General features: G+C 47.6%; 21 protein-coding genes and 1 pseudogene. 12 read left to right on the top strand and 10 right to left on the bottom strand.

The genetic code is table 11. The features are described from left to right. Positions 1 to 4: 4 nt before the first annotated feature. Complete coding sequence (locus AB8599_RS08305) at positions 5 to 1,009, bottom strand: LacI family transcriptional regulator (RefSeq protein WP_407330437.1); 1,005 nt, start codon at positions 1,007 to 1,009, stop codon at positions 5 to 7. A 352-nt stretch (positions 1,010 to 1,361) separates the two neighbouring features. On the opposite strand from AB8599_RS08305, the gene AB8599_RS08310 reads away from it, so the two are divergent. The 8 genes from AB8599_RS08310 (at position 1,362) to AB8599_RS08345 (ending at position 9,303) form a co-directional block, all read left to right on the top strand. Continuing rightward, a complete protein-coding gene (locus AB8599_RS08310; protein ID WP_407330438.1) occupies positions 1,362 to 2,402 on the top strand; it encodes a sugar ABC transporter substrate-binding protein in 1,041 nt (346 codons plus the stop codon). Positions 2,403 to 2,488: 86 nt separating this feature from the next. After that, positions 2,489 to 3,295: an ATP-binding cassette domain-containing protein gene (locus AB8599_RS08315; RefSeq protein ID WP_407330439.1), complete on the top strand. Its 807-nt coding sequence runs from the start codon at positions 2,489 to 2,491 to the stop codon at positions 3,293 to 3,295. Next, the gene (locus tag AB8599_RS08320; protein WP_407330440.1) at positions 3,292 to 4,548 is read left to right on the top strand and encodes a sugar ABC transporter permease; all 1,257 of its coding nucleotides are present in this window, start codon (positions 3,292 to 3,294) and stop codon (positions 4,546 to 4,548) included. The genes AB8599_RS08315 and AB8599_RS08320 overlap by 4 nt, the downstream gene beginning before the upstream one ends. A 31-nt stretch (positions 4,549 to 4,579) precedes the next feature. Then, on the top strand, positions 4,580 to 5,308 hold the full coding sequence (locus AB8599_RS08325; protein WP_407330441.1) for an SDR family oxidoreductase: 729 nt from the start codon (positions 4,580 to 4,582) through the stop codon (positions 5,306 to 5,308). Positions 5,309 to 5,328: 20 nt separating this feature from the next. Then, on the top strand, positions 5,329 to 6,957 hold the full coding sequence (locus AB8599_RS08330; RefSeq protein WP_407330442.1) for an FGGY-family carbohydrate kinase: 1,629 nt from the start codon (positions 5,329 to 5,331) through the stop codon (positions 6,955 to 6,957). 428 nt (positions 6,958 to 7,385) lie between these two features. Continuing rightward, a complete protein-coding gene (locus AB8599_RS08335) occupies positions 7,386 to 7,670 on the top strand; it encodes a hypothetical protein (protein WP_017004038.1) in 285 nt (94 codons plus the stop codon). A gap of 17 nt (positions 7,671 to 7,687) precedes the next feature. Further along, the gene (locus AB8599_RS08340; protein ID WP_407330443.1) at positions 7,688 to 8,515 is read left to right on the top strand and encodes a DUF692 domain-containing protein; all 828 of its coding nucleotides are present in this window, start codon (positions 7,688 to 7,690) and stop codon (positions 8,513 to 8,515) included. Continuing rightward, positions 8,512 to 9,303, top strand: coding sequence for a putative DNA-binding domain-containing protein (locus AB8599_RS08345; protein ID WP_407330444.1), 792 nt, complete (start codon positions 8,512 to 8,514; stop codon positions 9,301 to 9,303). Before AB8599_RS08340 ends, AB8599_RS08345 begins: the two co-directional genes overlap by 4 nt. 99 nt (positions 9,304 to 9,402) lie before the next feature. Here the strand turns inward: AB8599_RS08345 and AB8599_RS08350 are convergent, their stop codons facing one another. After that, complete coding sequence (locus tag AB8599_RS08350; RefSeq protein WP_407330445.1) at positions 9,403 to 10,692, bottom strand: DEAD/DEAH box helicase; 1,290 nt, start codon at positions 10,690 to 10,692, stop codon at positions 9,403 to 9,405. 137 nt (positions 10,693 to 10,829) lie between these two features. On the opposite strand from AB8599_RS08350, the pseudogene AB8599_RS08355 reads away from it, so the two are divergent. Beyond that, a pseudogene (locus tag AB8599_RS08355) lies at positions 10,830 to 11,042 on the top strand (type II toxin-antitoxin system RelE/ParE family toxin); the annotation flags it as partial. Positions 11,043 to 11,089: 47 nt separating this feature from the next. Here AB8599_RS08355 and AB8599_RS08360 read toward each other — a convergent pair. Beyond that, the gene (locus AB8599_RS08360) at positions 11,090 to 12,004 is read right to left on the bottom strand and encodes a LysR family transcriptional regulator (RefSeq protein ID WP_407330446.1); all 915 of its coding nucleotides are present in this window, start codon (positions 12,002 to 12,004) and stop codon (positions 11,090 to 11,092) included. Positions 12,005 to 12,150: 146 nt separating this feature from the next. On the opposite strand from AB8599_RS08360, the gene AB8599_RS08365 reads away from it, so the two are divergent. Beyond that, positions 12,151 to 13,128: an MBL fold metallo-hydrolase gene (locus tag AB8599_RS08365; RefSeq protein WP_407330447.1), complete on the top strand. Its 978-nt coding sequence runs from the start codon at positions 12,151 to 12,153 to the stop codon at positions 13,126 to 13,128. Between the two features lie 144 nt (positions 13,129 to 13,272). On the opposite strand, the gene punR is transcribed toward AB8599_RS08365, so the two are convergent. Then, positions 13,273 to 14,175, bottom strand: a complete 903-nt coding sequence (punR, locus tag AB8599_RS08370; protein WP_407330448.1) for a DNA-binding transcriptional activator PunR — start codon at positions 14,173 to 14,175, stop codon at positions 13,273 to 13,275. A gap of 166 nt (positions 14,176 to 14,341) precedes the next feature. Here punR and punC point away from each other — a divergent pair, with 166 nt between their 5' ends. Next, positions 14,342 to 15,553, top strand: a complete 1,212-nt coding sequence (gene punC / locus AB8599_RS08375; RefSeq protein WP_407330449.1) for a purine nucleoside transporter PunC — start codon at positions 14,342 to 14,344, stop codon at positions 15,551 to 15,553. A 60-nt stretch (positions 15,554 to 15,613) separates the two neighbouring features. On the opposite strand, the gene AB8599_RS08380 is transcribed toward punC, so the two are convergent. The 6 genes from AB8599_RS08380 to htpX form a co-directional block, all read right to left on the bottom strand. Further along, on the bottom strand, positions 15,614 to 16,186 hold the full coding sequence (locus AB8599_RS08380; RefSeq protein WP_407330450.1) for a class I SAM-dependent DNA methyltransferase: 573 nt from the start codon (positions 16,184 to 16,186) through the stop codon (positions 15,614 to 15,616). A 196-nt stretch (positions 16,187 to 16,382) separates the two neighbouring features. Beyond that, positions 16,383 to 17,702, bottom strand: coding sequence for a DUF1501 domain-containing protein (locus AB8599_RS08385; protein WP_407330451.1), 1,320 nt, complete (start codon positions 17,700 to 17,702; stop codon positions 16,383 to 16,385). After that, entirely contained in the window at positions 17,699 to 19,225 is a 1,527-nt protein-coding gene (locus tag AB8599_RS08390; RefSeq protein WP_407330452.1) for a DUF1800 family protein, read from the bottom strand. The genes AB8599_RS08385 and AB8599_RS08390 overlap by 4 nt, the downstream gene beginning before the upstream one ends. 629 nt (positions 19,226 to 19,854) lie before the next feature. Then, entirely contained in the window at positions 19,855 to 22,155 is a 2,301-nt protein-coding gene (locus AB8599_RS08395) for a penicillin acylase family protein (protein ID WP_407330453.1), read from the bottom strand. A 199-nt stretch (positions 22,156 to 22,354) separates the two neighbouring features. Continuing rightward, positions 22,355 to 22,786: a VOC family protein gene (locus tag AB8599_RS08400; RefSeq protein WP_407330454.1), complete on the bottom strand. Its 432-nt coding sequence runs from the start codon at positions 22,784 to 22,786 to the stop codon at positions 22,355 to 22,357. Positions 22,787 to 22,836: 50 nt separating this feature from the next. Beyond that, complete coding sequence (gene htpX / locus AB8599_RS08405; protein ID WP_407330455.1) at positions 22,837 to 23,718, bottom strand: protease HtpX; 882 nt, start codon at positions 23,716 to 23,718, stop codon at positions 22,837 to 22,839. Between the two features lie 281 nt (positions 23,719 to 23,999). Here htpX and AB8599_RS08410 point away from each other — a divergent pair, with 281 nt between their 5' ends. Then, a complete protein-coding gene (locus AB8599_RS08410) occupies positions 24,000 to 24,173 on the top strand; it encodes a hypothetical protein (RefSeq protein WP_407330456.1) in 174 nt (57 codons plus the stop codon). The last annotated feature ends 40 nt before the right edge of the window (positions 24,174 to 24,213 follow it).

A 24,213-nucleotide genomic window follows, 5' to 3' on the forward strand; every position in this document is an offset into this window, starting at 1 on the left:
AAACTCACGCACCAAACACCCTCAGCTTACAAGGCACTTTAATCAGCTCTGTCGTTGATTCTGTTTTACCTATCAGATCAAACACATTGGCGAGCATGGTTTCGACATCTTGTTCTACCATGCCGACGTTGCCAGGAAGAAATGAACCGAACGGGTCCCAGTCAAAACAGCCATAGCGAATCATTGCGCCACCGTCGGGCAAGCTACTTTGCCAACTGACCACACCTTCGAGCGAAATGGTTGAATTGACGAACAAGCCCGTCGCGCCTGTGGGTTGAAAGTTTGCCAACAGCTGTTCTGCTTTCTTGGCGGAATAGCCCTCTGCCATCACGTAGTCGTCTGGTACAGCAATACCGCGTTCGCGCTGCGCGGCGAGAAAACCTTCAAGACGCGCTGCCGTGTTGTGATCGGTAAGTCGCCCACCAACAAAACGTAGTGGCCCAACCCAACCAAGTTCTCTCTCACAGCGATCCAAAATCAACTGCGTCAGCTCAAACGCCCCTGCATAGTTATCAGAAATCACGGACGCCGTTTTGCTGCCGGGCAAATCCATATTGATGGATTGCACGCCAACGGCATGACAGAAATCTGAGATGCGATCGGGGTCTGTTGCGCCTGTGGAGATCAAGCATTCTACTTGATACGACACCAACTCTTTTGCACCATCGAATTCCAAATCAGGGTTTCGTTGCGTACAAGTCACAATGGGGACAAGACCACGAGAGCGCGCCATTGATTCAAATTTCTCTGCAATATCTCCGAAATAGCGGTTGTCATATTTGGGCACAATCATTCCAATGATATTTGAGCGTTCACGCCGCAGCAGGCTGGCTTGAGTATTCACCGTATACCCTTCTTCTTCGGCCAGTTTTAGCACGCGCTCAGCAAGTTTGGTGCTGATCCTTCTCTTTTTCCACGTACCGTTGAGCACGGCGCTGACCGAACTTGGTGAAGCGCCTATGCGGGTCGCTAAATCATAGATGGTTGTTCGTTTCGTCTCTTTTTTCATTCTGTTCTTATTCGTCACAGTAAGGTGAGAAAACGGCTCAACTCTGAGAAAAACAAACCATGAAGGTTAAATTTCACGCCTAGTTGTTAACGAGATGTTGACGCAGTTTAAACCATGGTGCAAAGATGCACAATCGATTGAGCAGCTTGTCAATGTCCGTTGAGAAGCCGTGCAATATCGACAGTGCAGAAGGTTTTGTACTTCGAAAACATCTTCTTTCTCGTTTAGTTGATCGCTTAGTTAAGGAATCGCTGGGCTAATTAATCGAATAAGAGGTTCCGAGTAGTTGGTGATTGTTTATGCAACCACCCTCAAAAAGCTCCTGCGCATATTCAGCATTACGGAGGATAAAATGACCAAGTTAAATAAGATAGCCGCACTTTCTAGTGTCGCAGCAACCCTGTTTACTTCTGCCGCCATCGCTCAAACTGTGGCTTTCCTAATGCCAGACCAAGCATCTACCCGATATGAAGAACACGATTGGCCAGGCTTTAAAACTGCCATGAACGAACTTTGTCCCGACTGTAAACTCATTTATCAAAACGGCAACGCCGATGTGGCACTGCAACAACAACAGTTCAACTCAGTGATTGCGCAAGGTGCTGAAGTGATCGTGCTCGATCCTGTCGATTCTTCTGCCGCTGCTGCGTTGGTGCAAATCGCCAAATCTCAGGGCGTCAAAGTTATCGCATACGACCGCCCTATCCCCGATTATCCGGCTGATTTCTACGTGTCATTTGACAACGAAGGCATCGGTTACGCTATTGCACAATCTTTGGTCGACCAACTCAAACAATCCGGCGTTCCTGATGGTGCTGGTGTGCTACAGATCAACGGTTCACCAACTGATGCTGCTGCGGGTTTAATCCGTGATGGCATCGACCGTGCGCTAGATGCATCGCCATACGTTACCCTGTCAGAATTTGATACGCCAGATTGGGCGCCACCAAAAGCGCAAGAATGGACTGCGGGTCAAATCACGCGATTTGGTGACAAAATCACGGGTATTGTCGCGGCTAACGACGGCACAGGGGGTGGCGCGATTGCTGCACTGAAAGCCGCGGGTGTGAACCCCCTTCCTCCTGTAACAGGTAACGATGCCACCATCGCAGCTCTGCAATTGATTATCGCGGGCGATCAATACAACACCATTTCAAAACCTTCTGAAATTGTTGCTGCCGCTGCTGCTGAAGTCGCTGTTACCTTGTTGAATGGTGACACGCCAAAAGCTGAAATGTCGCTCTACAACACCCCTTCGCAGCTGTTTGTCCCTGCTGTTGTGACACAAGCGAACATCAAAAAAGAAATCTTTGATGCGGGTATTCAATCGCCAAGTGATGTCTGTACAGCGGAATACGCTGCCGCCTGCGCGAAGCTTGGCATCACGCCTTAGCGTTTATCACACCATCGTTTTCATCATCACACATGCCGCCGCCAGAACGTTGGCGGCGCGCTCTCATTACTTAGGTGGAGAAGAGCATGGAGCAGTCACATTCAATCGCGAGTCGCGGAGAGTTACTCCTTAATCTTAGTGGCGTATGCAAGCAATTTGGCGCGGTTACTGCGCTGGAAAACATCGATCTTGATGTCCATGCTGGCGAAGTCGTCGCCTTGGTTGGCGATAATGGCGCGGGCAAATCTACACTGGTGAAAGTCTTGGCGGGCGTACACCAGCCCACTTCTGGCACCATCAAATATCTGGGTAAAGAAGTGTCATTAGATACCCCAGGAAAAGCCTTGGAGCTTGGCATTGCCACGGTTTTTCAGGACTTGGCGCTGTGTGAAAACCTCGATGTGGTTTCCAACCTTTTTCTCGGACACGAAGTGTCTCCGTGGTGCATGGACGAAGTGCAAATGGAAGTGCGTGCGTGGACGCTGTTGCAAGAGTTGGCGGCGCGTATTCCATCTGTTCGCGAACCCGTCGCCTCGTTGTCTGGCGGTCAACGACAAACCGTCGCCATTGCCCGTTCACTGTTGCTAGACCCTCAAATCATCATGTTGGATGAACCTACCGCCGCATTGGGCGTTGCACAGACTGCTGAAGTGTTAAACCTGATAGAACGTGTTCGCGACCGTGGACACGGCGTTATCTTGATTTCCCATAACATGGATGATGTTCGCGCCGTTGCCGATCGCATCGTCGTGTTAAGGCTTGGCAAAAACAATGGCGTTTTCACCGCAGAAACGTCTCATCAGGAACTCGTGGCGGCAATCACTGGGGCCAGTGAAAATTCCGTGTCCCGTCGTGAAGCCAAAATAGCGGCTGCTGAGGAGGACATCTCATGAGTAACAATGAACACTCTAATGCACCGCTACCCAAGTTTGACCGTGCAGATTCTCGTGTCCGCTATGACAGTGGCATCGCGGGTGCGTTTCGCGGGTTTATCGATCGTGTACGCTCTGGTGACTTAGGCATGCTGCCAGTTGTTATCGGCCTTGTGTTAATTTCGGCAGTGTTCACCACGCTGAATCCGGTCTTTATTGCCCCGAACAACTTGGTTAATTTGCTGTTTGATGCCGCCGCAGTGGGCTTGATTTCGTTGGGTGTAGTTTGCGTGCTGTTGCTGGGCGAAATCGACCTCTCGATTGGTTCGATGAGCGGATTATCCTCCGCGCTCATTGGCGTACTTTGGGTAAACGCGGGTTTTGCGTTGCCGATTGCCATCTTCGCCTCGCTGTTAACGGGCGCAGCCGTAGGCGCAATCTATAGTTTTCTGCGTAATCGTTTCGATATGCCGAGCTTTGTTGCCACCTTATCAGGCTTGCTCGCGCTGCTCGGTTTCCAGCTTTATATTCTTGGGCCAACAGGCTCGATCAACTTGCCCTTTACCTCGCCATTGGTGCGTTTTGGTCAAATCATGATCATGCCTGGTTGGTTTTCCTATTTGCTCGCATTAACACCGGGTCTGGTGATCATTGTTAGCGCGCTGCGCAACAACAAAAGCCGCGTCGCCGCCAATTTGTCATCGGCGGGCATGAGTGTTCCGCTGCTCAAAGCGGCAGTGCTGACAGTATGTTTGGTCTTTGCTGTGTTCTACCTCGAACTTGGCCGAGGCGTACCATGGATGTTTGGTGTGTTCGTGTTGTTTGTGGTGATCCTCGACTACGCGCTCACACGCACCAAGTGGGGACGCTCTATGTTTGCGGTGGGCGGAAACGCAGAAGCGGCAAGGCGCTCAGGCATCAAGGTGCAACAAATTCGCATGTCGGCGTTCATTGTCTGCTCAACCTTTGCGGCACTGGGTGGCGTTTTCGCGGCTTCTCGCCTCGCATCTGCCAGCCAACAAGCAGGCACTGGCGATGTCAATCTTAATGCCATTGCGGCGGCGGTCATCGGCGGTACATCGTTGTTTGGTGGTCGTGGTTCTGCTTGGTCAGCCTTGCTGGGCGTACTTGTTATCATGGCGATTTCAAACGGGTTAACCCTGCTCAATCTGAGTTCATCCCTACGTTACATGATCACGGGTGCGGTACTCGCCATTGCAGTTATCGTCGACTCACTCGCCCGTAAATCCCGTGCGAGCCACGGTCGCGCCTAAACGCCTAAACAGAGTCAGAAAAGGATTGAACATGAATAATCTTTTAGTCAACAAAACTGCTGCTATTACTGGCGCAGCCTCCGGAATTGGTCTGGCTTGCGCAACAATTTTAATTGAGCAAGGCGCGCGCGTTGTTCTGATTGATCGCGCAGAAAACAGGCTCAACGCGCTTTGTGAAGAGTTGGGTGAGAACGCAATACCGCTTGTGGTGGATTTATTTGATAGCGCTCAAGTGTCTGCACTGGGCGATCGCATTCACGCACTGGTTGGCGATCTCGATATTTTCCATGCTAATGCCGGCGCTTATGTCGGCGGAGCTGCTGCCGAAGGCGACCCAGATGAATGGGATCGCGTACTCAACCTCAATATCAATGCGGCATTTCGCAGCGTTCGTGCTGTTTTGCCTGCCATGATAGCGCGTAAATCTGGTGACATACTCTTTACCAGTTCTGTGGCTGGCGTTGTACCTGTTGTATGGGAGCCGATTTACACCGCCTCGAAATTTGCGGTTCAGGCGTTCGTGCATTCCACACGCCGTCAGGTGTCTGAACACGGCATTCGCATGGGCGCCGTGCTTCCGGGGCCAGTGGTCACCGCATTACTGGATGATTGGCCAAAAGAGAAGATGGAAGAAGCCTTAGCCAACGGCTCACTCATGCAACCACGAGAAGTCGCAGAGGCGGTTTTATTCATGTTGACGCGACCACCCGGCGTGGTGGTTCGAGACATGGTCATCTTGCCTAACAGCGTTGATTTGTAACGCGAGCGGAGGCTAATACCATGACCGAATCAACTCATACCCCGCAGTACGTTTTAGGTATTGATGTGGGCACAGGCAGCGCACGTGCCGGCATTTTTTCTACCGATGGGCACTTGATCGGCACAGATAAGTGCGATATCCAGATCTTCAAAGATGAAGGCAACATCGTCGAGCAATCCAGCAACGACATTTGGCAAGCCGTTGTCACCGCCGTGCGCGGCGCAATATCCACCTCGGGCATTGCTGCTGAACAGCTTGTTGGCATTGGCTTTGACGCGACGTGTTCGTTAGTGGTGCTCGGCAAAGACGGTGAACCTTTGCCTGTTGGCGACCCTTCCCTGCCTGAACGCAATATCATGGTGTGGATGGATCACCGCGCGCTGGAACAAGCAGATCGCATCAATGGCATTGGTCATCGCGTGCTTGATTATGTCGGCGGTCGAATTTCACCGGAAATGGAAACCCCTAAGCTGCTTTGGTTGAAAGAACAGCGCCCTGACGTGTTTGAAAAAGCATGGCAATTTATGGACTTAACCGATTTCTTAACGTGGCGAGCAACGGGCGATCTGGCACGCTCTGTCTGCACTTTAACCTGCAAATGGACTTACATGGCTCATGAGGATTCATGGGATAGAAGCTATTTCGACGCCATCGGGCTTAGTGCATTGTCTGATGAAGGGTTTAGACGCATTGGCACTCACGTGGTGTCAGCAGGAACGCCTTTAGGAAACGGACTCAGTAAAGAAGCAGCTAAAGCGCTTGGATTGTGTGAAGGAACGCCCGTCGCCGCGGGTTTGATCGACGCTCATGCAGGCGGAATCGGCTCGATTGGTGTTAAAGACGGTGGGGGCGCAACCGCAAACCTCGCTTATGTGTTTGGCACATCGTCTTGCACCATGACCTCTACCCAACAAGCTGTATTTGTTCCGGGCGTTTGGGGTCCCTACTATTCTGCGATGGTGCCTCAGCTTTGGCTTAACGAGGGCGGTCAATCTGCCGCCGGTGCCGCCATAGAGGCATTGTTGGCGTTTCACCCCTACAAAACCTCGGCAGAGAAACGCGCCGTACAATCTGGGCTATCTCTTGTCGAATGGCTTATTGAACAAGCCGAGCAACGATTAGGTGGTGAATCAAATTCAGCTGCACTCGCAAAGGGGCTGCATGTCGTTCCTGAGTTTCTCGGCAATCGCGCGCCCCTTGCCGACCCACACACCCGCGCCGTGATCTCAGGCTTAGGGTTAGAAAATGGACTCAATAGCTTGATTGCACTTTATGTCGCCGGTCTTTGTGGCATTGGTTATGGGCTTCGCCAAATCATCGAAGCACAAGATCAAGCAGGTGCGAAGATTGAACGTATTGTGATAAGCGGAGGAGCAGGAAGAAGCGATTTTGTCCGTCAACTGTTGGCCGATACCACAGGCCGTGAAGTGACCGCGCCAGCGACGGAAGAACCTGTTTTGCTCGGTTCTGCCATTCTCGGCAGCGTCGCCGCTGGCATTCACGCAGATATACCAGCTGCCATGGCAAGCATGTCGCACTTCACCGCGCACTTCACCCCTCAAAAAGGCGCGATTCAAACACTTCACTATCAACGGTTTGAAACGTTTAATGCACTTCAAGAAATAGCGCGTAAATCAGTGAGTTTCTGATTTCACACCTATTTAAAAGAAAACCCCATCACGCATCCGCTTTTCACAAAAAATTTAAATTGGCAGCTAGGCAGATTAAGTATATTCAATAAATCTCCTAGCCTTGCCTTCAATACTCCATTCTCACTTTAGAGGCCAAAAAATTTGAATGAAATTTTCATCTATTCAAAAGCATCTTCCCCGAAATTAACATGAAAATATTTCTCATTTAAAAACATGAGTTTGAATTTTTTTCTTACTTTTTTTCGCCTTCATTGAAATAAAACCCAAGCACCATAGGTCTTTTTTCAGGAACTCGAAATAGACTTCATTATTCTATTTAAAGAGATTCAGCATACGGTAAAACATAGGTGGCAGTACTCCTATTTAATTCATTTTAAAACACACTATTGCCTACCGACTCATACAAATATATTGGAGAAATACGCATGGATAAGATTCAAAAGAGCGCCACATTTGCTTCTGTTGCACTAGCATTGGCAATGAGCACCAGCGCATTTGCAGCTGAATCACCTGCCGGTAGCTCAGGCGCTGCAATTGGCGCGGGTGATAAAGTTCACTGCTATGGCGTTCACTCTTGCAAAGGTAACTCTGATTGTAAAACAGCAGAAAACGCGTGTAAGGGACAAAACAACTGTGCAGGCCACGGCTTCAAAGGCATGAAAGCAAAAGAATGCCTAGATGCTGGCGGCACCATCTCTGATATCAAATAATCGGTTGGAGAAGAGTTATGACTTCGAGCTTTGGTCTGGGACTACGCACTCAGCATTACAACGATTTTCTGACTGCACCTCAGCCGGTTGATTGGCTTGAAGTCATCTCTGACAACTACATGGTCAACGGCGGAAAGCCGTTGGCTATGCTTGACCGCATTCGTGCCAATTACCCCATGGCAATGCACGGCGTATCCATGTCCATTGGTTCAGTGAATGGTCTGGACAAAGAATACCTCAACAAACTTAAAACCCTTGAACAACGCATTGAACCCATGTGGGTGTCTGATCATCTGTGTTGGAGTGGCGTTCATGGGCGAAAACTACATGATTTGATGCCATTGCCCTTCACGCAAGAAGCATTAGATGTCGTCGTTCGGAACATTCATCACGCTCAGGACGTTTTGCAGCGCCCGCTCGTTTTAGAAAATGTGTCCAGCTACGTCGAATTCACCGCATCTGAAATGACTGAGTGGGAATTCCTTTCAGCAATAAGCCAAACCACCGGTTGCAAACTGTTGCTCGACATTAATAATATTTATGTCAGTGCATTTAATCACGGCTTCTCTTCAACTGATTTCATTAATGGCATTCCGGTTGGCAGTGTTCAACAATTTCATTTGGCCGGTCATTTAAACAATGAAGATCATTTAATTGACACTCATGACCATCCCGTTTGTGATGGCGTTTGGATGTTATATGAACAAGCCCTAAAACGCTTTGGCGAGACGCCAACGATGATCGAACGTGATGACAATATTCCGCCACTCGCAGAATTGATTGAAGAATTAAATATTGCCCGATCTATCGCGAATGACGTATTGAATAAAAAAGGTGTCGCATGACTCTGTTAGATATTCAAAACAGCTTTCAGCGCGTGGTCTTAGATGAGCAATGCGCTGATGCCAATTGGGTTAACCAAGCTGCACAGCGTTTACCCTCTAAAGAGCGCTTGGCGATTTATCACAACGCCTACCGCGTAAGGCTGATCGACGTACTGAGAGACACCTTCGGGCATACCGTCACCTATCTAGGTGATGAATGGTTTAATCAACTCGCTGCTCGTTATGTGCAAAACCATACCTCGATTTACAACAACATTGGATTGTACGGCGAAGAGTTTCCGCAATATTTGGCAGAGCAACTCGCTGCTGATTTGGAGGTAGCAGAGCTCGCCAACTTAGATTGGACATTACGCCGCGCCTTTGATGGCACAGACAGCGCAATAATGACATTGGAATACTTGCAGCATATTGCCAGTGACAATCCTGAAAACGGCAGTCTTCGCGCGGTGCCGACGCTCAGCATCATTACACTCCACTTCAATACGCTCGATATCTGGCATGCCATCGATCAAGACGGAACACCGCCGATGGTTGAACCGCTACCACAGTCTGTTGATGTTTTGATTTGGCGAAAAGGCCATTCACCGCACTTTAGAAGTCTCTCACCCATCGAGTCTGAGGCCATTGGTTATGTGCGCGCTGGCGAGACATTAAATGACATTGGTGCGAAATTGATAGACAACTTCCCAGATGAGGATGTTTCAACGCTGTTTGGACACATGCTTCTTCGCTGGATCAACGATGAAGTGTTGGCGATTCCTTCTTTCCTCGAGCCAACAACCGACTAAATCAATATGCAGAGCACTCCAAACAAAAAAGCCACCCGAATGGCTCGGATGGCTTTGTTTTTCTCAGGTCGCGACTTGTAGCTACCTGGCTTTATTCGACTATTTTCTCAACCAAACATCTTCTGGAATAAACGATTGTTTTTTGCGCTTCTTCTTGCCTGTACCTTCAGGCTTAGCCATCGGTTTTTCCACCGCCGCTAACGCTTCAATCGCAGCTTCATCGACTTCAAAGCCTTCCACTTGTTCTCGCTCTAAACGAATTTTGTTCTTCTTCTCGATGATATTGAAATGGTGATAATCGTCATAATCAATAAGCGAGATCGCCAAACCCACCTCACCGGCACGGCCACTTCGACCAATACGGTGCATGTAATCTGATGGGCTTCGTGGCAAATCAAAGTTAATCACCACTGGCAGCTTTTCAATATCAAGACCACGCGCGGCAATATCCGTCGCGATAAGCACGTCAATATCGCCAGATTTAAACCCTTCAAGTACGTTAGTACGTGCGCTTTGGCCTTTATCACCATGGAAGACTTCTGCGGTAATACCACGCTTAGCAAGTTTGTCCGCCAAGTGTTCACAAGCCTTCTTGGCATTGACGAAAATCAGCGCTTGTCGCCATTGATGCTCGTGAATCAAATGCGCTAAAACTGCCGTTTTTTCACCCTTGTTCACGGTAAACACACGCTGAACTAAGGTACTTGCATCGGCACTTTGTACTTGAATTTCAACAGGGTCGTTCAGTAACGCTTGCGTTAATGTCTGTACTTGCTCTGGGAACGTCGCTGAAAACAGCATGGTCTGCTTTTTCTTCGGCAACATCGCCAATAATGCTGATAGTTCCTCGGTAAAGCCAAGGCTTAACATGCGGTCTGCTTCATCAAGCACAAGGGTTTGAACCCTATCAAGCTTAATGGCATTGCTCGAAATCAAATCCAGCAAGCGACCTGGTGTTGCCACCAAAATATCTGTGCCACCGCGTAACGCGAGCATTTGGGTATTTGCAGAGACACCACCAAAAACAGCCACGGTTTTAATAGCACCGTTAAAATGCACTGCATAAGATTTGATGCTGTCAGCAACTTGCTTCGCCAATTCGCGAGTCGGTACCAAGATCAGCCCACTCACAAAGTTTCCTTTGCTGCTCGATGACTTGCCAGCACTTTGTTGCTCGAAAAGCTGCTGTAACATTGGCAAAGCAAACGTGGCAGTTTTACCCGAGCCAGTATTCGCACCTGCAATCAGGTCACGCCCCGCTAACACACTTGGAATAGCTTGCGCTTGAATCGGCGTCGGCTGCTGGTACTCCAGCTCCGTTAGTCGCGCTAACAAAGGTGAAATAAGGCCAAGATCTGCAAAGTTGGTAGGCGTTGTGACTGTAGTCATGAATAGAAACGGCTCAAGCTATGAAATAGCCCGCCATTTTACGGCATTTGTCCCCCACTCAGTTAGTGATATTGATCAAACTTTGCCTGAGGTGGCGATGACAAAAGCCAAGCGGGACAAACTTCTATCAGTAAGAGTGGGTAAATGAGGTTTTCAACAAGACAGAATTACTGGGAAATACGCCAGAAATGGGGCGTTTCGTTCCGGAAACCCCGTATAAAAATTACCGAGAAATCATTTTTGGGCACTACCGTATCATTTACAGCTTAAGCCACGAGATTCGAATTTTAACAATTAGGCATTGTCGTCAGATTTTAGGGGAAGATGATATTCAACCCACTGTTAAGTGAGTGTAATGAGCCTAATCTTCATTGTTAAAATTCCCTTCCAATCTATTCTAATACTCGCCTTTATCCCAATACGGAATACCATCAAATCGCTCGGCAAGAAAATCAATAAACGTTCTTACACGGCGCGATAAGTGGCGGGTCTGTGGGTACACCGCATAGGCGTTGATATTTCTGAACGCGCAACCCGGTAACACTGCGACCACAGTGCCATTGTTGATTTTCTCTTGTGCAACAAAGGTGGGGAGATGCGCAATGCCAAGACCATTTTCAACCGCCGTTATTAAGTATTCGCCGCTACTGGATTTCAATACCGGATTGATCTTCACTTTCTGCGATTTCCCGTCTGGCATCTCAATGTTCCAATGACCGACATCTTTGCTCAGGCTGTAAACTAGGCAGTGGTGATCAGACAGATCTGAAACGTTCGTCGGTGTGCCGTGCTGCTTTAAATAGTCTGGGCTGGCACACAGTACGTGTTTAATCGTGGCGAGTTTGCGCGCAAGTAAGGTTGAATCTGGCAGTTCGGCAATGCGAATAGCAAGGTCATAACCGTCTTCAATCAAGGAAACTTGGCGGTCATTGAAGTCGAGTTCAAACTCAACATTTGGGTGCAGTTTCAAAAAGTCATTGATGGCAGCGCCCATGTGCAACACCCCAAAGGTGGAGGGCATGGCGACTTTTAATGGCCCTTTCAGCACGCAATGTGCCTCTGATGTGGCATCTTCCGCTTCTCGAATATCTTCAAGAATTCGCAGGCAATGTTCATAAAAAGCCAAACCCGTTTCGGTCGGTCTCATGCTTCGCGTGGTACGATGGAAAAGCTGCGCATTGAGATGATTTTCCAACTCTTTTAGCCGACGACTTACCGCTGACTTTGCAAGATTCATGCGATCAGCAGCGCCACTGATGCTGCCTGCATCAACGACCCGCACGAAAGTTTCCATGTTCGCGAACTTATCCATCCTGCCCTACCGTTATATTCATCATTCTTTTGATTGTTCTCAATTAGAGAACACTAATTTACTCAAAGTAGCGTTTATTATCCACCCTAGCATTCATAGACTGAATGTGAATTTCAAGGAAGTAGTTAACGAGATAGGATCACATGATGAAAAAAACAATGATTGCGGCTTCAATTGCCGTGACAACCTCGCTCTCAAACTTTGCCGTCACCGCAAACGAACCTGTTTGGGACGCAAACAAAATCCAACTTATTGCAGAGAAACTGGATAACGGCGTTTACGCTTATTACCCTTCTGACGCCAAGGAACTCGAAGTACAAGGTTTGCCTGTTGCCACCAGTGGTGGGTTTATCGTGGGTGAAAAAGGCGTGCTGATTATCGACACCATGCTCAATGAGCGCTTGAACAAACAAGTTCAGGGAATGGTAAAGAAAGAGGCGGATAAGCCCATTATTTATGCGGTGAATACCAGTTTCCATGGTGATCACTCGTACGGGAATATGTATTTGCCGAAAGAGACGCGCATCATTCAACATGAAGTTGCGCAGAATTACATCCAAACGCATTTTGAACACGACACTCAGTTCATGATGCATAACTTCGGCAAAGGTCGCGGAATTGAAGAAGTGGTTCCGACCAAAGCTGACATTCTTGTGGGTAATGGCGGCAACATCGAGATCGATTTAGGCGGTAAGAAAGTCGAAATTATCGATTTCGGCTTTGCACAAACAGGCGGCGATCTGTTTGTTTGGGAGCCTGAATCAAAAACGCTATGGTCAGGTAACCCGATTATTACCGTGAAGCCTTCCCTACCATGGTTGCTTGATGGTCACTTGCTGGAAACGCTAGATTCTCTGAAGAAAGTCATGGCATTCCTGCCGGAAAACGCAACGGTTGTACCGGGTCATGGTTCGCCAATGAAGCGTGCCGATATTCAATGGCATGTCGATTATCTTCAAACCATTAAAGATCAGGTTCAAGCGGCAATTGATGAAGGTTTAACACTGAAAGAAACCGTTGCCAAAGTTCAGATGCCTGAGTTTAGCGGCTACGCTCTTTACGGCTGGGTTCACCCAAGCCTGAATGTGCCGGCAGCTTACAAAGATTTGACGGCGACTAAATAACGCCTTTCTTTTGTTTTCAGCCACTATTCGCGACCTAATGCAGCGAACAGTGGCTGATTGCTTAGTGCGTCTCAACAGAAAGTACTTTCATAGGCCTTTTATACCCAAACAACCTCAAGATGCTTAGGTATATTGACAAAGAAATCACTCCAACCACTCGCGATGGGCTTTCTCCGCATCACCGAGGTAATCTAAGATCCAATTCACGGCGGGATTTTCTTTGTCAGTTCGCCATGCAATACAGCACGGACTTTTTGCGGGTGGCTCGACCAGGGTCTTTTCTATTAATTCACCCGTTTCTAGATAGGGCTGCGCCATATGTGAAGGCATAGCACCAATACCTAAACCTGACCGGAAACATTGAATCGCACTGTGCCAATTAGGTACGGTGAGCCGTCGTTGGTTATCCAACAACCAAGTGGCCCGTTTAGGTAAAATTCGAGAAGTGTCTTCAAGACAAATGGCCGGATAGCCACGCAGCTGTTCATTTCGTAGCGGTTCGCTTTCTCTGGCTAAAGGGTGGTCTTTGGATACCACAAACCGCCAAGTCAGGATCCCCATATCGCGATAACTGAGGTTTCCGCTAACCGGCACAGCCGCCGTCGCGCCGATGGCGATGTCTGCTCTGTCGTAGGCCAATGCATCCCACACGCCGTTAAACACTTCCATAGTAAGCAACAATTCCACGTCAGGGAACGCATCATAAAAATCACGCACCAATGAATCCACGCGATCTTCACGCACCACGTTATCTAACGCCAAGGAAACGCTTCGTGTCCAGCCATTGGCGACACGTTGTGTTTGATCGCGGATCTCGTCCATACGCTTCATCAAGTCACGCGCTTCAACAACGAAAAACTCGCCCGCTGGCGTTAAACGAACGGCACGGTGCAATCGCTCAAATAAATTCACAGCAAGTTTGTCTTCCATTTGTCGAATAGTGTAACTCACCGCACTTGGCACCTTGTGTAGCTCTTCAGCTGCAGCCGAGAAACTGCCGCGCCGAGCAACGGCATCGACCACCTGAAGATCTTGATAAGAAAACATATATTCTGCCTTTGAGCCTGACACTGTTGTTTATCGACCAATTCACTCGGCACTTCACATCAATTTTTTTGAAAGCACTGGCGAAATTTTAGCGTTTCACAGCGCTTTTCGCTACCGCTACACTTCGTAACCAAGTAAATCCGAGAATAATGAACGGACAAGTGAAATGAAAAATTCTGTTCCAATGACAACAATGATTTGGTTTGCGGCTTTGAGCATGCTCGGCTTCCTCGCGACCGACATGTACCTACCCGCTTTTGAAAATATCCGCCTTGAGATGGGTACATCACAATCTATGATCGGCCTGTCGCTGACCGTATTCCTACTGGGTATGGCGCTTGGGCAGATTGTTTATGGCCCAATGTCTGACCGTATTGGCCGAATTAAAGTGCTCGTTGGCGGTATGACACTGTTTAGTGTGGCAACCATCGCCTGCTTTATGGCAGACAGCATTGAAGTCTTCCTTGCTGCGCGTTTTGTGCAAGCACTGGGCGCATGTAGTGCGTCTGTGATTTGGCAAGCCGTGGTGATTGACCGCTACGATAGCAAAACATCACAACGTGTGTTCGCCACCATCATGCCATTGGTTGCTTTGTCTCCGGCACTTGCGCCTCTGCTAGGTGCAGGCCTTGAAGCACAGTTCGGCTGGCGCAGCATTTTCATCGTGTTGGTTGGCTTAGGTGCATTGTTGGTGTTCACTACGCTGCGCCAAGAAGAAAGCGCGCCAGTGGTAAACAGCGATGAAAAAATCACCACCAAGCTGATTGGCGACTACAAACACATCATCAGCTCGCGCAAGTTTATCGGTAACATGCTGGTATTTGCTGGCTGTTCGGCAGCATTCTTTGCATGGCTGACAGGCTCGCCGTTTGTAATGACTGAGATGGGTTACAGCGGTGCTGACATCGGCATGAGCTATGTACCACAAACTATCGCGTTTATCGTGGGTGGTTACAGCTGCCGTGCTCTACTGAATAAATTCGACGGGTCAGTACTTCTGCCTTGGTTTGTGGGTCTATTCATCGCCAGTGTTGCAGTTATCTTCGCGATATCTTGGCAGACAGACGTGACTAACATTTGGCCTGTGCTGATCCCGTTCTGCTTCTTGGCAGCGGCAAACGGCGCAATCTACCCTATCGTGGTAAACAAAGCGCTAGAAGAGTTCAAACATTGCAGTGCAACGGCAGCAGGTTTGTTGAACTTCCTGCAAACCATGATTTGTTTTGTCGCGAGCGGCATTGTGTCTGCATTGGCTGTGAGCGGATTGTTAACTGTGTCTGCCGTGATGATGGGTGCAGCAGCAAGTGTAGGTCTTGGTCTGGCTCTTAGCTGGAGTGGTAACCGCACAACGTTCGAAGACAACGCACAAGCGGCGTAATTGTTCTCAAGCTACCTTGACTATTCAAACCAGAAACCGCCTTTGAGGCGGTTTCTTCGTTTAATCGATGCGCTGTCCCACTGCCATCAATACTCGCATGTCGCCCATGCTGAATGGGTGAGAAGTAGAAACAAGGTTTAACCCTGCATGAGTGTAGGCTTCTTCAATCTCACTAGGCATAAAGCCTGCGCCCGAACTTTCACTCTTTTCCCAATCCCATTGTACTAACAATCCATTGTTCGCCAACAGCATCGCCAGCAGCGCTATGGTTTCTGGATAGTCAGGCACGAACGCCAACGCTGAAGATGCGACAATAAGATCAAAACGTTCACCCGACTGACGGCGCTCTCGAACAAAAACTTCATCGACTACCCCAACTATTGCATGAACGTTAGATAACCCTTTCTGCGCCAATACACCAACCATCTTGGGAGCAGGGTCAATCGCTGTAATCAACGCCGCATCAAGTGATAACTTCTCGGTCAGCAATCCCGTTCCACAACCAAAATCCAGAACAGTGAGCCCTTTTGTTTTAGTGACCTCACCCAAGGAAAGGAAAGCTTTTTCAGAATAGGCGATAACCGCTTCGTTGCTGTCCCACTCTGCCGCCATATTGTCCCAGCTGTCACTCATGCTCTATTCCCTAATGCGCTGTGAGTAGTGGGAAAATTCTAAGGTAATTCTGCTTTCCCCGCTACAAATGTGTATCGAGTTAGCGCTTTACTGAGCGTTTTGTCCACTCTCCTACCCGTGCTATTTCGCTAAGCACAAATACATCGGCATAAAAAAGCCAGAACACTAGGTTCTGGCTTTTTATATCGGATAGATTTTACACTATGCGCTCTGCCTTCATTGGGCCACCAAACTTAACAAGTGAAGGGAATACGGTATTCAGTGCACCGTTACTTAATCCCAGCCACTTCACCATATAAGCAGCATATTGTTCGTGAGCAATGGCGGGGATCAGCCTCCCATCGCCGTTGTCATCTTTACCGTTTCGTGTGAAGTCTGGATATGTACCGAAACACTGATTCCCTGCGGCGTTACCACCAAATATGAACTGCCCACCACCCCAACCATGATCTGAGCCTTTACGCGCGTTGTCGTGCATACTGCGGCCAAACTCTGACATGGTGAAAGTCATGACGTTGTCGGTCAACCCTTCGTCATCTAATGCTGTGTAGAAGCCAGCAATCGCCTCAGAAAATTCCTTCATCAACTCATCTTGTCGGCGCACTTGATTATCATGGGTATCAAATCCGCCAATAGAGACGTAAAACACCTGACGGTTATGTCCCAGCATTTGCGCCGCATCGATCATCTGCTTAATGGCGCGAAGCTGACTTCCCAGGTTTGATGCTGGAATACGTTGATCTTGCGGAATTGACTCGATTATTGGCTCCATTTGCTGCTGAGCGTCAACGGCCTGTTTAACCATATCTGCATACCCTGCCACTAGCGGCGAATCATAGTGTTGGGTTGCCATGGTTTCATAACTGGTGCGAATGACAGCACTGCTCAACGCTTGAAGCTCTTCAAAACCATTTTTATTCACAAACATTTTGTCGGAATTAAAGCTATCGAGCAGCGTATTTGGCCCCGTGTAAAAGCTGTTTGGAATACCAGACATGTCACGCATCAGGACGTCCATTGACATACCTAGCCAACCTTGCCCACTGTAACGATCCCCTTGCCAACTGTGTTGCCACACTTCTTGTTGCTTATTGTGCGCAAACAAATACGGTGGCAATTCAGCTTTCCCGCTTGCAATGTCTTCTTTTTGGGTGGGCTCAAGCAATGGTCCTACATTCATCGCTAGGCTCACTTTGCCCTTTTGGAACATAGGCATAAGCGGCTTTAGTGATTTATGCAGTCCAAACTCAACATCATTTTTGTCTTGAATATTGGTGGCGATAATGTCACGTCGTGAAACAGCGATTCCCTGACGCGATGAAGCGTACTTGTTGTAGTTGTTGCTATCCATTGGAAGCACTTGATGGAAAAAATCATTGCCCCCATTTAAGAACACACATACCAACGCTTTATAATCTTCCGCATCTTCGGCAATGGCGCTGAAACTCATCGGGACGGATGCCGTCGCGCCCACTGCGCCGACGGATTGGATAAAGTGGCGTCGAGTCAGTTTCATGCGCGATTCTCCTGAACGTGAAAATACGGGGAAGCCAAAGCGATAAATAGCAGACGTTGCACCCATTTGCCGGGGTGAAGATCGATCCCGTTATAGTGTTCTCTTAACACGTGCTTTAGCGGCTCAGGCATGCTCCCATTGAAAAATCGTTGAGAAACCTCTTGCGTAAAGCCATCAATATCTTTGTTTTGAATAAGTAACTTTAAACTTTCAACATTAATATAAAGCTGTTTTTTTAATGGCTTATTCGTATCTTGAAGATTCAGCCTTAAAATGCCATAAATGAAATTATGTACATAAATAACATGAGACCAATCAACTATTTGTAGCTCTGGCGCGACCAAATTGTTATCAGCAACCACACCTTTAGGGGCGTAGTCCGGCAAATAGAAATTAAATACAGATGGAGAGCCTAGCGGATACTGATTGCAGGTTTTCAGATAGATCAGATCAGATTCAACCAATCCACTACCGCCGCCAGGTTGTACATCGAGCGCGCGATAAATGTATACCAACGAGAGCCAAGGCTCTCTGACTTTACTCATTGACTGGGGTGGCGCTGTGTAAACCTCATTATCCGTTAAAATTGCCCATACAACGGCTTTCAAATCACCGGTTTCACCTTGGCCGTTGTCAACAAACACTTCTGCTACGCGCCGAACATAATCTGAAGTGGGATTAGAGGTCACCAGTTTTTGAATCAAATTCTTGCAGATATTCGGGGCAGTGGATGGGTGATGAAGCAGCAATTCCATCACTTGATCCATTTCTTGAGCGGCTGGTACGCCTTTCACAAAACGATGGCCAAGTATGTGTTTTTCTCCACGATCATGATCGCTTTCATTGGCGGTCATCTGTGTGATCAGATTCGAATCAGTATGATTCCACCCTGTGAACACACGGGCTAGCTCTTGAATATCTTTTTCGTCATAGCAAGGTTTGGGCGAACCATCGCTTCCCAAGATGAAACTGCCATCAATCGCGCGCTGATAAAGCCCAATAGAGAAGAGTTGAAGAATTTCTCTGGCATAGTTTTCGTCTGGGCGACGTCCTGTAGCAGGATCCCCCATTTGATTCCCTACCATGGTTAGGTATTGCCCCATGACAGGAGATAAAGAAACATCCTTGAGCAAATCTCGGTAGTTTCCAAACGCATGCTTGCAGAGTAAATCGTTATAGTTCGCAACAGCAGGTGTTTGGTTGATCAATGTCGCATCTTGATCTGATGCAACAAAAATCTGAGTCAGCGCATAAGCAACACGCTGTCTTAACTGATCATCGGCATAGAACGCGATGTCCAACCAAGCGCGAATACGGGTAGAACGCGACGGCATCTTTCCATAGCCTTGCGCCTTAAACTGTTTTTCACACTGTAACAAATGAGACGTTATTGGAAGGCTGACTTGTTCGTCAAACCAAGCTTTAGCCCGTTTATCAATCATCGCATGTGCTTCGCCGTTTTTAGGACCAAATGTCGTCAGATCCAGCCAACGCGAGGCATGCTGAAAAGAATCAAATTGCATATCAAATACCCTAAATTTGGTTGGGCATTCATGATGCTTAGTATTGTTACTAAGTATCACCTTTGAATCACCCGAATCGCAAACAAGAATATTCATACTTTAGACTCTTAAATACTGTTATGACTGAATTATTGGTCATTACTCTAAGTAATAGTTTCAGTCTCACTAATGGTTCGATGCATATATTGATTATTTACAGCAACTTATGATCGGAATATTTTTCACCCCATAAAAAAGACACTATGTGTAAATTTAATATGTATCTTTATGAATACAGTGAAAATAAATAATCATCGGTACTGTAAAGTTATTAATCACTTAGTCATGAAGACGGGTATTTTACGCGCTAACGGACTTTTTATCTTCAAGGAAACGTTAAAATCAAAATTTTAGCGACAGCGACACTTTTTCGTTTTGAGGTTGCTCGGCTATACCCAATCAAGCTCAAAATGCAGGATTCAGAGCCTCTCATCTTGTTCAACTTGAGGAGGGAAACAGAAGGAATGGCCATCCCTTTCAAGGCATTTCGACAATAAAGTGGATGAGATGAGAGGTTCCCAAAGGGCAAGTTTTGTTGAACAAGCATCTTGAGCTTGATTGGATATATACGGCTTAGGGAGGAGAAAATCTTACGAACTGGGGCTGAAAACGATTTGATAATGTGGCTGTGCCGGAAGTAGTGGCGTAGATATTTTCTCTACATAAGCATCGAAACCTGAGCGATAGAAAGGTGAAAGCGGATGGCCACTCTGCCCCCCTGGCAAGGTCAAAATGCCATTGATTTCATCTCCAGGCTGAACAATTAGGCGCTGTGACGCACCAAATGCTTTTCCTTGAACTGCAGGCATGTATCGATCTCCAAAGGCTTCAGCTTTGGGCATGTCTAGCAATTTGCTTAAGGTGGGAATTTGCAGACTAAATGGATGTTGAACATTGAGCGTGTTGATGTCTCCCCAGCGCAGGGCTTGAAGCGAGCCATCCACATGCCCTGTTGTTTGAACCATAAGTTCATCTCGCATGGTGACATACGTGTCGTTGAAAAATGCATTCCAATCTAGGCTTTCTGCAGGCAGCCAACTAGCCGGTTGTTCATTAACCAATTGCCACAATGCAGGTTCTAACTGCCTTTCTAGTAGCCCCAAACTAAGACCATTTTCAGCTAACTTCGTTTCTAACGGTGAAAACAGCCTGTCCATCAAAGCATCACGATATTTTCTTACTAACGTGTATCCGACTGAGTCGGCACAAGCACAGCGCTGCCAGTTTTCCACTGCCAGTATATCGTCTTGAAAACGATCAGAATTTTTCTGCAAAGCGGCAAGCAGAAAAGCGTGCCATCTATCCAAAAAGAAGGCTTCGTTATCTAACTGAATACGATAGAAGTCTTCGGGATAAAATTCATCTTTCTCGAACAAACGTTGTTTGATTTGCGCACTTCTCGCACCCAATGCATAACCGCCATTGCCAAACCGAGCGTCTTGTTTGGTGCTTACAACTCGGCTGTTCCCCGTCCAGATCATCGAAGGCTTAGGGTTGATAATAAATGGCACGTCTTGCGCTTGTTGACGCCATGCTTCGTCATATTCGGCGGTTGGTAACGGTGTTTGAGTAGGTTTTCGTCGATCTGGTATTGCACCTGTTGCTTGCCAACCTATATTGCCATGTTTGTCAGCAACCACCATATTTTGCACTGGAATGCCTGTTTCTTTGCTGACGTTCAATGCTGAATCTACCGTCTTTACAGTTTCCAGATTTAGGAGATTCAAATTCACAGCGTATTCTTGATGTGCGACCCATGAAAGTGCAAATTTTTTCCCATCAATCGATCTCACAGGGCCAAACTCGCTCATTTCAATCAAGTATTTATGCGCACCTTCTTTTGTGGGAATGCTTTCTGATATCAGAGCCGTTTTGTCATTTTCACCTAATTCGTACCAATCGGTGGTATCCAAATAACCATTTGTGAAACCCCATGCAATGTGTCCGTTTGAACCGACTACAATCGCTGGCGCACCAGGTAAGGTCACACCGGTGATTTGCTTGTCCTCACCGTTTTCTTTGTAGTTAAGCTGAGCGCGATACCAAATGATGGGCACGGTAATACCAAGGTGCATATCATCAGACAACATGGCGCGACCATCACGGGTTAATTCGCCCCCTACCGCCCAGTTGTTACTGCCGATGACCGCTGACTCATCAATGTCTTGCATCGCTGCCGTGATAACGGCGTCAGCCGAAAGTGAGGGTATGGGTTCGTTTTTGAGCGGGAAGCGACTGCCATCCAGTGCGGCTTGATACTGACTAGGTTGACTCAGAAAGCCCACCATATCAGCCCCGAAGTATTCTTCGACTGCGCCAATGGTGAGATCTCGATTAAGGCTTCGCCCTTGTAAATCAAGATACATGCTAAATATCGAAAGCAGTGAATCTTCCGGCAACCAAGGCTGACGTTCTGATTGTGTCAATACGTATTCAAACGATGGAAAGGTCATTTGTGCGAGGGCATCGTTGACACCTTGCGCATAGGCATCAAGCTGCTTTTTTTGCTCAGCAGGCAAGCGGCTCACTATGTCACGGCTGCGCTGGCGAAATTGGTGAAAGCGCGTGTTTTCATCTCGTAGCAATGCCGCTTCACCAAAAAGCTGCGCTAACTCGCCAGCTGCGTTCCGCCTGAGTAAATCCATTTGAAAGAAGCGATCTTGACCGTGAGCATAGCCTAATGCATAGGAAGCATCTGTGCGGTTTTCGGCAATGATAATGGCCGTGCCGAGTTCATCTCGCTGCAAGTAAGCCGTGGATGATACAGGGGCCGACTTGGAAACGCCGGACAACGCGGGCAGGCTCAATGCAAGTCCACCATAAACCAATGCGGTTACCAATAACGCGAATAGGATTGCAGTGATAAAAAGAAATTTGATTACTTTAAACATGCCCTTCCCTGGCTGTTTACGCCGTCATCAATACAAGGCCTCGGCATTGCGCATGTAGACGTCGAAATCTATCGCATAAAGTGATTTCCAATGTTATCGCGAGCCAATGATGTATTGTTCAAAAATCGAGCTTATTTGTAATGCAGATCGACAAAAGAAAGCGCACATTCCGCAACTGGTCTTGCCTCATTCGTGTTTACTAATGGCTATGAAGACCAATTCTGTTCCCCTCGCTATCTTCGATATGTGCATAGAGACCAAATTCACCAATGGACGTTTTCTGCGTCAAAATAGCGCTGCCGGAAACACGCGCTAACACTTCATCGATATTTTCAACGCTGAAGTAAATCAGCGTTGCTGATGCCCCAGGCTTGCATTCATCGCTGATTATAAGCGACCCTGTTGCGCCATAAGCACTGCCTTCTTCAACGGGAAACCACGCCATTTGAGTGCCGTCTATTTCCTGTCGATTTAGCTCAATACCCAAGGTTTTTTCGTAGAAGCTAATTGCTCGCTCCATGTTTGTCACTGCAATTTCAAACCATCCAACCGGATTCATATTGACCTCGACACTTTCTTCCCAACCTTCTATCAAACTAGCCGAAGAAACACGATCCTGAGCCGAAAACAAAAACGCCTCCAATAAATGAAGGCGTTTTAGCAAAGCTAAGACATTTGATGTTACAGGTGATCACCGCGACGCAGCGCATCGATACGCTTGTCGAGCGGAGGGTGAGTCATGAAAAATTCGCTCAACGATTTTTTACCGTTGATACCGAATGCCATCATAGATCCTTCCAAACGGCTCTCATGGCTGACTTTCAGTCTTTCTAGTGCAGCAATCATCTTCTCTTTACCGACCAGTTTCGCAGACCCTGCGTCGGCTTTAAATTCACGATGACGGCTAAACCACATGGTCAAGATACTCGCCAACATACCGAAGACAATTTCGAGCACTGAAGATACCAAGAAGTACACCATGAAGCTGCCGCCACCTTCGCCTTCTTCGTTATTGTTGTTCATACCACTAATGGCACCAGCAATTAAGCGAGAGATAAAGATAACAAAGGTGTTCACGACACCTTGCATCAGCGTCATGGTGATCATGTCACCATTAGCCACGTGGCTGATTTCATGGGCTAACACAGCTTCTGCTTCGTCACGCGTCATGTTTTGTAGCAGACCACTTGATACTGCCACCAATGACGCATCACGTTTTGCACCAGTCGCAAATGCGTTAATGTCATCTGAGTAGTAAATGGCCACGGTTGGCATGCCAATACCTACTTGTTGAGCCTGACGGCTCACGGTATTCATTAGCCAGTGCTCGGTTTCGTTGCGAGGGTGTTCAATCACTTGCCCACCCACTGAACGCAGCGCCATCGATTTCGACATGAATAGCGAAATCAGTGAACCACCAAAACCGAACAGTGCGGCCATAACTAGCAAGCCTGATAGGCTGCCAGGTTGCATGCCAGTCACGGCATATACGATATTTAAAACGATGCTGAATACAAACAGCACCGCGAGGTTGGTCAGCAAAAATAAAGCTATGCGTTTCATTACTAGTTTTGTCTCCGAAGGATTGAAGCGCTATTGGTGTGATAGTAGGGTCAAACTGTGGAAAAACAAGCCTATGTAGCAATTTGTAACGTAAATTATTGTAACTCGCAAATTGTGCTAATTTTAAACAGTATGATGAACGGTCTAGTTTGTAATACAGATTAGACTTTGGTCGAGTTGAAATGTAGGCGCATCAGGAATACTGTGTCGTAAAAGGTGAGCGTGTCATGAGGCACGTTTAGGTGCTCCAACGTGGAGTGCAGTTCTAAGGAGAGGGAACCATGGCTGACAAAGAAAATTATCGTGTTGCAATCGATATCCTTTGTTGTCACTTAGGTATGAGCTTTGATGAGGCATGTACTGAGTTAGGTCTCGCTGACGACGAGAATCAAAAACTGAAACAGGTATCAGATGTTCAGCAATCGCTGATGGGCCTGCTTCAAGACGACAAGTAAGTCACCAACGCAATTAATTTGTAAGATGCTGCCATTTATT

The organism is Enterovibrio litoreus, assembly GCF_045679545.1.
Taxonomy (GTDB): Bacteria; Pseudomonadota; Gammaproteobacteria; order Enterobacterales; family Vibrionaceae; genus Enterovibrio.

Coding starts and splice junctions, on each gene's coding strand:
- AB8599_RS08320 (WP_407330440.1), top strand. CDS start 3,292: ATGAGTAACAATGAACACTCTAATGCACCGCTACCCAAGTTTGACCGT.
- punC (WP_407330449.1), top strand. CDS start 14,342: ATGAAAAATTCTGTTCCAATGACAACAATGATTTGGTTTGCGGCTTTG.
- AB8599_RS08305 (WP_407330437.1), bottom strand. CDS start 1,009: ATGAAAAAAGAGACGAAACGAACAACCATCTATGATTTAGCGACCCGC.
- punR (WP_407330448.1), bottom strand. CDS start 14,175: ATGTTTTCTTATCAAGATCTTCAGGTGGTCGATGCCGTTGCTCGGCGC.
- AB8599_RS08310 (WP_407330438.1), top strand. CDS start 1,362: ATGACCAAGTTAAATAAGATAGCCGCACTTTCTAGTGTCGCAGCAACC.
- AB8599_RS08365 (WP_407330447.1), top strand. CDS start 12,151: ATGAAAAAAACAATGATTGCGGCTTCAATTGCCGTGACAACCTCGCTC.
- AB8599_RS08380 (WP_407330450.1), bottom strand. CDS start 16,186: ATGAGTGACAGCTGGGACAATATGGCGGCAGAGTGGGACAGCAACGAA.
- AB8599_RS08385 (WP_407330451.1), bottom strand. CDS start 17,702: ATGAAACTGACTCGACGCCACTTTATCCAATCCGTCGGCGCAGTGGGC.
- AB8599_RS08390 (WP_407330452.1), bottom strand. CDS start 19,225: ATGCAATTTGATTCTTTTCAGCATGCCTCGCGTTGGCTGGATCTGACG.
- AB8599_RS08345 (WP_407330444.1), top strand. CDS start 8,512: ATGACTCTGTTAGATATTCAAAACAGCTTTCAGCGCGTGGTCTTAGAT.
- AB8599_RS08410 (WP_407330456.1), top strand. CDS start 24,000: ATGGCTGACAAAGAAAATTATCGTGTTGCAATCGATATCCTTTGTTGT.
- AB8599_RS08315 (WP_407330439.1), top strand. CDS start 2,489: ATGGAGCAGTCACATTCAATCGCGAGTCGCGGAGAGTTACTCCTTAAT.
- AB8599_RS08330 (WP_407330442.1), top strand. CDS start 5,329: ATGACCGAATCAACTCATACCCCGCAGTACGTTTTAGGTATTGATGTG.
- AB8599_RS08335 (WP_017004038.1), top strand. CDS start 7,386: ATGGATAAGATTCAAAAGAGCGCCACATTTGCTTCTGTTGCACTAGCA.
- AB8599_RS08395 (WP_407330453.1), bottom strand. CDS start 22,155: ATGTTTAAAGTAATCAAATTTCTTTTTATCACTGCAATCCTATTCGCG.
- htpX (WP_407330455.1), bottom strand. CDS start 23,718: ATGAAACGCATAGCTTTATTTTTGCTGACCAACCTCGCGGTGCTGTTT.
- AB8599_RS08325 (WP_407330441.1), top strand. CDS start 4,580: ATGAATAATCTTTTAGTCAACAAAACTGCTGCTATTACTGGCGCAGCC.
- AB8599_RS08340 (WP_407330443.1), top strand. CDS start 7,688: ATGACTTCGAGCTTTGGTCTGGGACTACGCACTCAGCATTACAACGAT.
- AB8599_RS08350 (WP_407330445.1), bottom strand. CDS start 10,692: ATGACTACAGTCACAACGCCTACCAACTTTGCAGATCTTGGCCTTATT.
- AB8599_RS08360 (WP_407330446.1), bottom strand. CDS start 12,004: ATGGATAAGTTCGCGAACATGGAAACTTTCGTGCGGGTCGTTGATGCA.